This window comes from Fibrobacter sp. UBA4297, from assembly GCF_002394865.1.
Classification (GTDB): Bacteria; Fibrobacterota; Fibrobacteria; order Fibrobacterales; family Fibrobacteraceae; genus Fibrobacter.
In genome coordinates this window covers 1-208 of the sequence record NZ_DGUZ01000003.1, presented here as the reverse complement: position 1 = coordinate 208, position 208 = coordinate 1, and the positions used below count along the sequence as shown (strand labels likewise).

At 53.8% G+C, this 208-nt stretch carries 1 rRNA gene; it reads right to left on the bottom strand.

The annotated features are described in order from the left end of the window. Positions 1–121: 121 nt before the first annotated feature. Positions 122–208 (bottom strand): 23S ribosomal RNA (locus B3A20_RS01635); the annotation flags it as partial.

Below are 208 nucleotides of genomic sequence, written 5' to 3'. Positions count from 1 at the left end.
CCTCACTCGATAACCGCTGAAACAATCTCTTTGACATGGAAACTCAATCAAGCTTCAGTGCTGAAGCTAGGCGGGTCCGGGCTGCCCACGCGGGACAGTAGAACCAAATCGTTGAAAGAAAGGAAAAGCGTCTCACGGGCTATTAGTACCGCTCGGCTCAACGTGTCGCCACGCTTACACCTACGGCCTATCGACGTCGTAGTCTCCG